We start from the raw sequence: 11637 nt of genomic DNA on the forward strand, positions 1-11637 counted from the left end.
GCCGTCGGGCGACTCGGGCTCTGACACCGACTAGGACGGACGCAGGCGTTCGAGACGGCGGCGGGCCTCTGCGGCGGCGGGGTCACCCACGTCCTCGTAGATGCGCACGGCCTGGTGCCAGGCGAGGGAGGCAGCGGGCAGGTCGCCCATCCCTTCCCGGGTGTCCCCGAGTCGGATGAGGGTCTCCGCCTCGTGGTAGCGGTCGGCGGAGTCGCGAAAGAGGTGGATCGCCTGCTCGTAGCAGTCGGCCGCGCGGTCGCGATCACCAAGGCGGTCGTAGGCGAAGCCGAGGCTGTCGAGCGTCGCGGCCTGGCCGTTGCGATCGTCGCCTTGTCGTTGCTGGTCGAGCGCTTCGGTGCAGCTCTCGATGGCCTGGGCGTAGTCGCCGGTGCTGGCCAGCAGCCAACCGATCGCGTTGAGGGTCCGAGCTGCACACGAACGGTTGCCGGCCAGGCGGTAGAGCCGTAGCGCCTCCCGACCATGCGCGAGGGCCTCGTCGAACCGGCCGTCCAGATAGCAGAGCTCACAGTAGTTGTGCAGCGTCTGCGCCCGACCAGTCGGATCACCGAGGCGTTCGTGCAGCCCGAGCGCGCGTTTCAGCCGGTGCTCGGCGGCATCGCGGTCACCGAGTCGGGTCAGTGCACGGGAGAGCAGCCGGTTGGCGGCAGCCTGACCGGCGAGGTCGTCGATCTTCTCCGCGGCGGCCAGCGCGACCCGTTGGATGTCGAGCTGGTCCTGCCACAGGCCACGCGGCGCGACGAAGGTGTTCAACGCCCAGGCGACCTGCCAGGCGTACGCGTCGAACCCGGTCTCGGCGGCCTGCCGAACCACCCGAATCAGCACCCGGTGCTCCGCCGTGAACCAGGCAAGCGCGCCGCCGTGATCGGTCACCGGCCGCCTGGCGGGTACAGGCAGCGGCGGCACCGGCTCGATCGGAGGCCACTGCGGCTGGAGCAGTAGCGCGGCCGGATAGGCGGCGTGCAGGTAGTGGTCGTACAGGCGCTGTCGGGCGTCGGCGCGTTCGTCGGCGCGCTCCGACGACTCAGCGAGCTCGGCGGCGTAGGCGCGGAGAAGATCGTGGAAGGCGTAGCGGCCAGGCGCGTGCTCGGCCAGCAGATTGAGCCGGGTCAACTCCCGCAGTCGTGGCGTGACGGCTGCGGTGTCCATGCCCGCGAGTGCCGCGGCTGCGGCGGCGGTCAGATCCGGGCCCGGATGCAGCCCCAGCAGAGTGAACAATCGGGCCGCCTTTGGCCCCAGGGCCAGGTACGACCAGGAGAAGACGCGCCGCACGTCGCCGTCGGCCAACACGTCGAGCCGTGCCTCGGTGGAGTGCAACTCGGCGGCGATGGCGCCGAGCGGGAACGAGGGATGGGTGGCGACGCGTGCCGCCACTATCGCCAGCGCCAGCGGAAGCCGGCCGGCGGCCTCGACGATGTCGGCCACCGCGGCCGGCTCGGAGGAAAGGCGGCCGACCCCGAGCCGGCCGGCGAGCAGGCTCGTCGACTCCTCCGCTGTGAGCACGCCCAGTGTCAACGGCACCGCGCACTCGGCGGCGATCAGGCCGTCGAGCCGGTCACGGCTGGTGACCACGACCATGCAGCGGCCGGCACCGGGCAGCAGGGCGCGAACCTGAGCGGAGTCGCGGGCGTTGTCGAGCACCACGAGCATCCGGCGGGAGGCCAGCAGGCTGCGGTAGAGGCCGGTCCGGGCCTCCACGCCGGCGGGTATCCGGGCGTGGGGCACGCCGAGCGCTTCGAGGAATTCGGACAGGGCGTCGAGTGGGGACACCACCCCGGCCTCGTCGTAACCCCGGAGGTTGACGTAGAGCTGGCCGTCGGGGAAGCGGTCGGCGACCCGGTGCGCCCAGTGCAGGGCCAGGGCGGTCTTGCCGACTCCAGCCATGCCGGACACCGCCGAGATGACCCCTGTGCTCGACCCCTGTGCACCGCCGTCCAGTAGCGCGTCGAGGTTGGCCAGCTCGACGCTGCGGCCGACGAACTCCGGTACCGCGCGCGGCAACTGCTCGGGGCGGAGGACCTGCGGCCCCGGCACCGGCCCGTCCGACCCCGATGGCGGTTGCGCTGCCAACTCCGGTCGGTGATGCAGGATGTCGTCGTACACCTTGACGAGTTCCGGTGCGGGATCGAGGCCGGTCGCCTCCGCCAGCGCCTGCCGAGCCTGCCGGAAGGCGTCCACGGCGCCGGCCATGTCTCCGATGCGATACAGGCCCACCATCAGCTGGCCCCAGGCCCGCTGCCGCAGCGGGTGCCGGTCGAGCAGGGCCCGCAGCCGGCGTACCACGTCGGCCGGTGCGCCGAGTGCCAGCAACGCCTCGGCGTAGTCCTCCTCAACGAGCAGCCGGCGCTCCTCGAACTGCGCCACCCGCCGGGCGAACATCGAGCGCAGGGGCAGGTCCGACAGTGGCGCCCCGCGCCACAGGCCCAGCGCGGCGGAGAGTTCGGCCTCGGCGCGCTCCGCAGCGGAGGTGACGAGAGCATCGCGCCCCCGAGCGGCCGCGGCGTCGAAAAGGTCCAGGTCCCGCTCGTCGGGGCCCACCCGGAGCACGTATCCGCCCGCCACGGCGGTTATCCCGTCCCAGGAAGCCCCCTCGCCCAGCGACTGCCGCAGCCCGCGCACGTAGGTGCGCAGGTTCGAAGCGGCCGACGCCGGCTCGTCGTCGCCCCACAGCATCGAGGTCAACTCGTTGACGCCGACGACCTCGTTCGGGCGTAGCAACAGCGTGGCCAACAGGAGACGCTGTTTCACCGAGCCCAGCGGAACCGGCCGGCCCTCGCGGTACACCCGGAACGGACCGAGGATGTCGAAACGCAACCGGGCACCTCACAGGTGGGCGTTGCAATCCGTCACGACGCGCACCGGGATGACGGGGCGGGCGGGTGGCCTGTACGCCAGTTGTGCGGCGGATGTGCCGGGCCCACTTTACCTTTCAACCGTTCCATCGCTCATCCGAAGTAGACACTCGCTCAGGTAGGGAGATGTATGTCTTCGCTCCACTCCGTCCGCCGCGTACTCCGTAGGGCTGCCGTTCCCGCAGTCGGCGCGGCACTGGCCATCGGCATCAACGTCACGCTCGCCACGCCGGCTGCGGCCAGCGGCTCCTACACCGGCCTGGCGTACGTCCACGGCACCGGTGGGGTGTCCGACGACTTCGATGACGAGGGCGTCGTCAACGTCGGCACGCACCGCAGCTCGAACGTCACCTGCCTGTGGCAGACCGTCCTGTGGGCAAACGGCTACCTGCCCTCGTCCGGGATCGACGGCATCTTCGGCGACCAGACCGACGCCGCGACGAGGAACTTCCAGCGCGACAAGGGTCTGGGCGCGGACGGCTCGGCTGGCCGCAACAGCTGGACGAAGGCCGGCGACAAGCTCGCGCAGACCGACAACCAGAACGGATGGCGGTACGTGGTGTACCGCGGGGCAAAGGGTTCCCGCAGCTCGTATAGCGCGCACGAGTTCGTCCTGCAGCGGTCGCCCGACGGAAACTTCCGGTTCTACCTGCCGCAGGGCGGCGGCCCCTACTGGGCCACCTACAACAGCCGTTCCTGCTGATCTCCAACTCTGCGTCTCCGGGGGCCGCTGCGCGCTGATCGCTCGGCGGCCCCTGGCGGGCGAGACCGTCGGCCCTGGCCCCGCCGGCATCGGCGCTGCCCGTGAGCTGGTCTTTGCGGTGTGCTCGGTTGAGCCGCCGCCGCTGTGGGGCGCGTCCGGCCGGCATAGGGTGGATCTCGTGACTGAGATGACCTATCGCCGGCTGGGCGACTCCGGGCTCGTGGTGTCCGTGGTCGGCATCGGCTGCAACAACTTCGGCCGCAAGCTCGACCTCGACGGCACCCGGGCGGTGGTGGACGCGGCCCTGGACGCCGGGATCAACCTCTTCGACACCGCCGACATCTACGGCGAGCCGCAGGGTGGCTCGGAGGAGCTGCTCGGGCAGGCGCTCAAGGGCCGCCGGGACGACGTGGTGGTGGCCACCAAGTTCGGCATGGACATGTACGGCCTCAACGGGCCGGACTTCGGTGCTCGCGGCGCGCGCCGCTACATCGCGCGGGCGGTGGAGGCGTCGCTGCGTCGGCTCGGCACCGACCACATCGACCTGTACCAGATGCACGAGCCCGACCCGGGCACCCCGATCGACGAGACCCTCGCGGCCCTGGACGACCTGGTGCGCGACGGCAAGGTGCGCTACCTGGGCAACTCCAACTTCGCCGGGTGGCAGATCGCCGACGCGGACTGGGTCGCCTCGTCCAACGGTCGGGCCCGCTTCATCAGCGCGCAGAACCACTACAGCCTGGTGGAGCGGTCCGTGGAGGCCGAGGTGATCCCGGCGTGTGAGCGGTTCGGTCTCGGCATGCTGCCGTTCTTCCCGCTCGCCAACGGTCTGCTCACGGGCAAGTACAAGCGCAGTGAGCAGCCCCCGGCCGGGAGCCGGCTCTCCGGCGGTGGCCGGTACGCGGAGCGGCTCGCCGCCGCCGACTGGGACACCATCGAGGCGATTGAGGCGTACGCGGCCGAGCGGGGGCTGAGCATGCTCCAGGTGGCGATCGGTGGGTTGGCCGCCCATCCGGCGGTGACCTCGGTGATCGCCGGCGCCACCACGCCGGAGCAGGTCCTCGCCAACGCCGCCGCCGGCACGTGGGAGCCCAGCGACGAGGACCTGGCCGCGCTGCGCGCCATCCTCTGAGCGCGGTGTGGCGCCGCTTCCGTTGATCGAGGGCGCGCCCCGCTTGATCCACTCGCGTTCCTTGACGTCGGGGTATCCCGTTGCCGAGGACACCCCGACGTCAAGGAAGCCGAGTCGATCACGAGCCGGTCGGACGGTGGCGGGCCGGTCGGACGGTGGCGGGCCGGGCCGACGGAACAGGGCCGGGCCGACGGAACAGGGCCGGGCCGCTCGTCGCGGCCCGGCCCGGTTGGTGAAACGCCTGTCGGTCAGGTGGTGGTGCGGCGGCGGCCGAACAGCATGGCCACCACCATCGCCAGGGCGACGAGGACCAGGCCGGCCGCCGCGAACGGCCACCAGCCCGCACCGCCCGCGTCGTCCGCCGGCTTGTTCACCGCGACCGGCTCGGGCGCGGGCGGAGTCTGCGCGGCGCGCGCCTGCACCGTTGCGGTGGCCTTGCCGGACAGGGGAGCGGGGGAGTTGACGGTCACCTTCCACGTGCCGGCGGTCAGCACCTTGCCGCTGCTGTAGAAGCCCTGCCCCTCGGGCTGCGGCTCCAACTGCACCGGCCCGACCTTCTGCCCGTCCGGGCCGGTGGCCGTGAGGACCAGTCGCACCACCTGGTCCAGTCGACGCCCGTCGGGGTAGGTGGCCTGGATGGTGACACCCTCGGCGCCGTCGCCGGCCACGACGAGTTTGAGCTTGTCGGCCTGCGCCGCCCGGGCGGCCTGAGCGGCCTGAGCGCGCTGAGCGGCCTGAGCGGCCCCCGGGGCGGCGGCGAACACCGTCAGAGCCAGTCCGACGAACACGGCGGCCAACATCGTCCGAATACGCGTCACGGACATCTCCTCACTACGGATGAGGGAGGCCCCTCCCCGACGCCGTGGCGTCGGAGAGGGGCCTCGTCGGATCAGAGCTGGCGACCGGGTGCGAGCCGGGTGGCGTCGCCACCGAGCCGTCCGGTGCCCTTCACCGTTTCGCCGTCGTTCGCCTTGACCCCGGCCTTGCTGGCCGCGCCGCCGAGCCGAACGATCATGGCGTCGGCGTCCCGGATCAGGACGTCCCGGACCTCCGCCTCGCCCACCAGAGCGGTGTCGGAAGCGAGCGTCCGGAACGCGGTCAGCTGCCGCACCGCCGCCTTGTCGTCGCCGGCCGCCTCGGACTTGCGGACGGCGTCGAGCTTGTTGGTCAGCTGCTTGTGCGCCTTGGCCGAGAGGCGACCCGTCGCCTTGAACCGGTCCAGCAGACCCTGCATGTCCCGGAACGAGGTGGTGACGAAGAACCGGACCGTCGAGGTGGTCTCGTTGCCCGCCTTGTCGGTCGCGGTCACGGTCAGCTCGTGCAGGCCGAGCGACAGCTCGTACATGGCCTGCAGAGTGCCGCTGGCGTACGCCTCGCCGTCCAGCTTGCCGACCACGGTCGCGATGCCCGAGGTCGGGTCGACAGCCTGCCAGGACACCCGGACGTCCTGGCTGTCACCGTAGAGCTGGCCGTCGGCGATACCGGAGACCAGCAGCGTCGGCTTGGTGCCGTCGATCTTCAAGATCGCCGACTTGAGCGTCTCGACGTTGCCCGCCTTGTCGGTCGAGCGGTACAGCAGCTCGTGCTGCCCGTCACCGGTCACCTCGACCGGCGCCGTGTACGGCGTCCACGCGCCACCGTCCAGCGACCACTCCACCGTCTTGACACCGGAACCGGCGTCGGTGGAGGCCAGCACGACCGGGATCGTGCCGTTGTGCCAGCCGGCGTCGTTCGCCGGAGCGAACGTCGCGGTGGTCACCGGCGCAGTGGCGTCGATCTTGGCCGAGACGGTCTTGGTCGCCTCCACGTTGCCGGCCTTGTCGGTCGAGCGGAACCGCAGCTCGTGCTCGCCGTCACCGGTGACCTCCACCGGGGCGGTGTACGCCGTCCAGGTGGTGGCCCCGTCCAGCTGGTACTCCGTGCTGGCGAGCCCGCTACCGCCGGCCTCGTCGGCGGCGGTGAGGGTCACCGTCACCGGCCCGGTGTACCACCCCTCGGTCGGGGTGCCGGACACCGACGCCGTGGTCACCGGCGCGGTCTCGTCGGCCACCTTCGTGCTCAACCGGAAGTAGTCGAACGCGGCGGTCTTCGAGGCCGTCTGGTTGGCGCCGAGGGTGAACAACCCGACCTTCGGGGTGGCACCCACAGCGGTGTTGGTCAGCGCCTCCAACGCGGTCCAGGTCGTCCCGTCGGCCGAGTACGACGCGGTGAACGTGTCACCGGTGCGGGCCAACCGGAGGTGCCACACGGCACTGGTCAGGCTGGTCACCTCCGGCTGCGGGTTCTGGACCGCCCCGGCGATCTCGCTGCGGAACTCGATCCGCCGCGTCACCGCCGAGCCTGCCTGGTTGTCCGCGATGAAGTCGAACTTCAGGTAGTTGTCGTCGTCGGCCTGCACGAGCAGACCGGCCTGCTGGTACTGCTCGTTCAGCAGACTGCCGTCGACCTTCGTCTCCAGGGTCCAGTCGCCCGACGGCGCGGTCTGGAGGATGAAGTTCTTCGGCCCGGTGTTGTCGGTGCCGTAGATGTCACCGTTGGGCACGTCGATGCGCAGCGCGCCACCGGTGACCCGGTAACCGGTCGGGTCCTCCCGAAGGATCGCGTCCCACCGGCACTTGTCCAGCGCGTCACCGTTGAACTCGTCCGACGGGTCGACCGGGCCGGCCGGGGCGTCCGGCGTGACCTGGAACGAATCGAAGGCCGCGTTGACGACCGGTGCCTCGGTGCCGCCGTTGAGGGCGAAGACCCCGATGCGCGGGTTGGTGATGCCGGCGAGCGCGGCCGAACGGCCGACCGGGGTGAAGGTCTGCCCGTCGGCCGAGACGGCCGCGGTCAGGTTCGTCCCGTCGCTGGTGACCCGCAGGTACACGGTGTCACCCGCCGGAGCGGCGATCCTGTCGGCAGCCTCGTTGCGCGGCGTGGCGGCGGTCTCCCGAATGAACTCCACCGACCGGCTGCCGTTGTACAGCAGGTCCAGCTTGGCGTAGTTGTCGTCGTCGCCGTACACCAGCAGACCTGCCTGCTGGTAGTTGGCCGTCACCGGGAGGGTGACCTTGGTGGTCATCTCCCAGGCGCCGGTCGGCGCCGGCTGGAGCACCAGGTTGGTGGCGTCGTTGCGAGCGCCGTAGAGGTCACCAACGCCGGTGGGCAGCAGGAGCGCGCCGCCGCTGAGCGAGTAGAGCTGGTTCTCCCGGACGACGCTCCAGCGCTCCTTGTCGAGGCTGTTGCCGTTGAAGTCGTCCGAACGCGCCCCGAAGCAGGACGTGTCCGGAGCGTCCACCCGCACCGGCACCGTGGCGTACGCCTTGGCGCCCTTGCTGTCGGTCACCGTGAGGGTGGCCGTGAAGGTGCCCGCGGTGGTGTAGGTGTGGCTGGCGTCCACAGTGGTCGCCGTGCCTCCGTCACCGAAGTCCCAGGCGTACGTCAACGGGGTGTCGCCCTCGGCGTCGGTGGCCGTGCCGTCGAAGGCGACGGTGACCGGTGCGGTGCCGGTGGCCGGGGTGGCCGTGGCACTGACCACCGGCGGCGCGTTCTCGGTGACACCGCGGCCGACGAAGTCCATCCAGTTGACGTTGAACAGCGAACCGGAGCCGCCGTTCGGGTCACGGGCCAGGAAGTACAGCGAGCCGCTCGCGGCACCGGTGACCGGCGCGCTCACGTCCGTGTACGTCTGCCACCCGCCCGTCGCCGGCACGGTGGCCGTGGCGACCACCGGTCCGTCGACAGCACCCGCGCGGACCTCGATCCGACCACCCGCGGCGGCCGAGGCAGCCCGGAAGCGGATCTCGGTGATGTTGGTCAGGTCCGCCGGAGCGACCGACCACCAGTCGCCATCCTCGATGAATGCGATGCTCTGCCCGCCGCCGGCCGGGTCGGTGGCGGCCTCCCGCTGCACGCCGGCGTCGCCGCCGCCGGTGCTCACCGGAGCGCGCCCGGTGGCGGTGAAGTACTCGGCCTGTTTCTGCTTCGGCTGCAGGACCTCGATCTGCCGACCGGTCAGGGCACCGGAACCGCCGGCGCCGCCCTTGTCGGTGTAGGTGGCCTCGAAGACCGCGAAGACGTTCGCCTCGGCGCCGTGCCCGGAGGCGAGCGACGTCTGGACGGTGCCGGTGCAGCCGGTGTGCTGCTCCAACGGGTGGGCGTGCTCGTCGTGCCCGAGCAGCACCTGGAGCCCCACCTTGGCACAGTCGATCTGCCCGTCCTCGGGGTCGGTCACCTTGATCGAGTAACGGACCTGGTCACCCCAGTTGAAGAACCCGCCGTCCGGTGGGAACTCGATGGAGACCGTCGGAGCGGTGTTGCCCACGGTCACCGGCACGTTGGCCACCGCGGTCCGACCCTTGGGGTTGGTGACGGTGAGCTGGGCCGTGTAGTTGCCCGCCGTGGCGTACGTGTGCGTCGGGTTGGCCTCGGTCGAGGTCTGCCCGTCGCCGAACGTCCAGGCGTAGGTGAGCGCCCCACCGTCCGGGTCCCGGGAACCGGCGCTGGAGAACGTGACGGTCAACGGCGCCGGACCCGAGGTCGGGTTGGCGGACGCCGCCGCGATCGGGGCACGGTCACCGGCGGTGTAGTCGATCCGGTAGACGCCGGAGTTGTCGTTGTTGCCACCGAAGCCGCTGCCCCACTCGATCAGGTACAGCGCGCCGTCCGGACCGAACTCGAAGTCCATCGGCCGGATCATGCTCATGCCGGTGAGCAGCTGGTTGATGTCCACAAGCGACTTGCCGTCGGCGGTCACCTGCATGGTGTACATCTTGTTCTGGTTCCACTCGCCGAGCAGAGCCTTACCGTCGTAGTACGCCGGCCACTTCCGGTTGGAGTTGAGGTCGGCGTCGTAGCGGTAGACCGGGCCACCCATCGGGGCGCCACCGCCGCCGATCTCCGGGTAGCGCGCGTCACCGGCGTACCCGTAGTCGACGGTCGCGGGGACGACCGGCGGGAGGTTGGTCAGGCCGGTGTTGTTGGGCGAGTTGTTGACCGGTGCGGCGCAGTCGAACTTCGGGCCGCTCGGACCGGACGGGAACGTGTAGTCGTTGTAGGCCTCGTTCGTGCCCGTGCAGTACGGCCAGCCGTAGTTGCCCGGGGTGACGATGTTCCACTCGACCAGACCACGCGGGCCCCGGTTCGGGTTGTCCGAGTTGGCGTCCGGCCCGTAGTCGCCGACGTACAGCGTGTTGGTCTTCGGGTCGGTGCCGATCCGGAACGGGTTGCGGAAGCCCATCGCGTAGATCTCGGGACGGGTCTTCTCGGTGCCCGCAGCGAAGAGGTTGCCTGCCGGAACGGTGTACGTCCCGTCGTCCTCCGGGTGGATCCGGATCACCTTGCCGCGCAGGTCGTTGGTGTTGGCCGAGGTGCGCTGCGCGTCGTAGTCCTGGCGGCCCGCCCGCTCGTCGAGCGGCGAGTACGAGTTCGACTCGAACGGGTTGGTGTTGTCACCGGTGGCCAGGTACAGGTTGCCGTCGCTGTCGAAGGCCATGCTGCCGCCGGCGTGGCAGCAGGTGTTGCGCTGGGTGTCGACCCGCAGCACCTGCTTCTCGCTGGCCGGGTTGATGGTGTCGCCGGTGACGGTGAAGCGGGACAGCAGGTTGCGGCTGACCCCGTCGTTCGGGGCGTAGTACAGGTACACCCAGTTGTTGGTCGCGAAGTCCGGGTCGAGCCGGATGCCGATCAGGCCGTCCTCGTTGCCGGTGAAGACGTCCAGGTCGACGGCGGTGACGGTGTTGCCGGTGTCCGGCTTCACGATCTGCACGCGACCGTCGCGCTCGATGTAGAAGACCCGCCCGTCGGGGGCGATGTCCAGCTCCATCGGGTTGCTGGTGTTGCTGTCCAGCGTGACCTTCTCGAAGTTCGCGGTCTTCGAGGCGCCGCAGTCGGCGTTCTCGACGCCGGCCGCGGTGCGGATGCCGCCGAGCAGGTGGGAGAGGAACTGGGGCTCGGCGTACGACTCCCGGGTGTGCCCCAGGCCCGTGTACCAGGACCGGCCACCGTCGTAGTCCTGACACCAGGCGACCGGGTGGTCGGCGCCCATCGCGCCGGCGCCGGGGGTGTAGCTCTTCTCGTCCAGGCTGGCCAGCACGTGGACGTCCGGCCGGGGGTTGGACTGGTAGTTGTACCACTCGTCGAACCGGGACCAGCGCTCCGGCAGACCGGCCGTGGACGGGTGGGCGTGATCCTCCACCTTGACCGTGGCCGTCTGGTTCTGCGGGTGGTTGGCGAAGTACGCGCCGACCAGGTCGCCGTACCAGGCCCAGCTGTACTCGGTGTCCGACGCGGCGTGGATGCCGACGTAGCCGCCGCCGGCCTTCACGTAGCGCTCGAACGCCGCCTGCTGCTCGGCGTTGAGCACGTCACCGGTGGTGGAGAGCCAGATCACCGCCTTGTACTTCGCCAGGTTGGCGTCGTTGAATGCGGCGCCGTCCTCGGAGTTGTCCACGGTGAATCCGTTGGCGGCGCCGAGTTGCTGGATGGCGGCGATGCCGGTGGGGATGGAGTCGTGCCGGAAGCCGGCGGTCTTGGAGAAGATCAGGACGGAGAAGGGATCGGCTGCGGCCTTTGGCGCCTTCGGCACCACCTGGCTGACCGGGGCTGCGGCTTGCGCATCCCGTGGGGGGGTCTGGGCGGCTGCCTGGGCAGGCGTGCCGAACAGGGTGGTCGAGGCCATGGCCAGGGAGATCAGGGTTGCAGTGATGGGTACGCGGGCACGACGAGAACGGGACACGCCGCCTCCTGTGTCGTAGTGACAGAGCTCGCGGGAGTCGGCTCGCCGAACGCCCTCCCTCATGGAGCCGGTGGTGACGCCGTGCCAGGGTGCCCCCACCGACATTTTGTCGAATCGCTGAACAAATTAATTCGGCTGGCTCGATGTCGGGCAAGATGCAGACGGGTAACGGTTCTGCAACGGCGTGCGACATTCCGAACAGGACCGTATGAAG

Annotated in this window: 5 protein-coding genes; 2 read left to right on the top strand and 3 right to left on the bottom strand. The window is 70.4% G+C overall.

The annotated features are described in order from the left end of the window. Positions 1–30: 30 nt before the first annotated feature. Complete coding sequence (locus tag GA0070612_RS09640; RefSeq protein ID WP_088987594.1) at positions 31–2832, bottom strand: AfsR/SARP family transcriptional regulator; 2802 nt, start codon at positions 2830–2832, stop codon at positions 31–33. Positions 2833–3000: 168 nt separating this feature from the next. On the opposite strand from GA0070612_RS09640, the gene GA0070612_RS09645 reads away from it, so the two are divergent. Next, on the top strand, positions 3001–3573 hold the full coding sequence (locus tag GA0070612_RS09645) for a peptidoglycan-binding domain-containing protein (RefSeq protein ID WP_088987595.1): 573 nt from the start codon (positions 3001–3003) through the stop codon (positions 3571–3573). 169 nt (positions 3574–3742) lie between these two features. Further along, the gene (locus GA0070612_RS09650) at positions 3743–4705 is read left to right on the top strand and encodes an aldo/keto reductase (protein WP_197699341.1); all 963 of its coding nucleotides are present in this window, start codon (positions 3743–3745) and stop codon (positions 4703–4705) included. A gap of 248 nt (positions 4706–4953) precedes the next feature. Here the strand turns inward: GA0070612_RS09650 and GA0070612_RS09655 are convergent, their stop codons facing one another. Then, positions 4954–5529 carry a hypothetical protein gene (locus tag GA0070612_RS09655; RefSeq protein ID WP_231924519.1) on the bottom strand — a complete coding sequence of 192 codons (576 nt, stop codon included), beginning with the start codon at positions 5527–5529 and terminating at the stop codon, positions 4954–4956. Positions 5530–5594: 65 nt separating this feature from the next. Further along, positions 5595–11423 (bottom strand): ThuA domain-containing protein, encoded by a 5829-nt coding sequence (locus GA0070612_RS09660; RefSeq protein WP_088987597.1) that lies wholly within the window; start codon positions 11421–11423, stop codon positions 5595–5597. Positions 11424–11637: the final 214 nt, after the last annotated feature.

This window comes from Micromonospora chokoriensis (assembly GCF_900091505.1).
Lineage (GTDB): Bacteria > Actinomycetota > Actinomycetes > Mycobacteriales > Micromonosporaceae > Micromonospora > Micromonospora chokoriensis.